Genomic DNA, 382 nt, shown 5'->3' with positions numbered 1-382 from the left:
ACCAACTGCTTTAGATCCGCCTTTTCTTAAGACGTCATTACTAAATGGCGGGTTGCGAACAAATTGTAATTCTGGAAAACGTTCTGGGCAATAGTCATCGCCAGTTTCGAGTAATAGAAGTGCCATATTGATAGCTTCTTCTTTATACATATTAGGTCTTACTTCAGGCATCGGCTCGCCTAACAAATTATAATGTGCTTTTACAACTGGCGTACTAGCTGTTGCGCCAATTCTTTTATCATTATAATAGCAAACTTCGACATTTTGTGATTTTGCTTCTTCAGTCAACTGTTCTAATAAACCTGCATCAATCTCATCTTCATATACTTTTTCACCTTCAAAAATAGCCATTTGTCCGTTCATCATTACTGCGGATTCAATG

General features: G+C 37.4%; 1 protein-coding gene. It reads right to left on the bottom strand.

Going from position 1 to position 382, the window contains the following annotated elements:
- The coding region (locus G8O24_RS47430) for an HAD hydrolase family protein (protein WP_283815674.1) at positions 1 to 363 on the bottom strand (363 nt) is incomplete at its 3' end.
- Positions 364 to 382: the final 19 nt, after the last annotated feature.

Origin of the sequence: Bradyrhizobium campsiandrae, from assembly GCF_014529705.1 — a bacterium.
GTDB lineage: Bacteria > Pseudomonadota > Alphaproteobacteria > Rhizobiales > Xanthobacteraceae > Bradyrhizobium > Bradyrhizobium campsiandrae.
The sequence above is the reverse complement of the archived record's forward strand: the minus strand, read 5'-3'. Positions and strand labels throughout refer to the sequence as shown.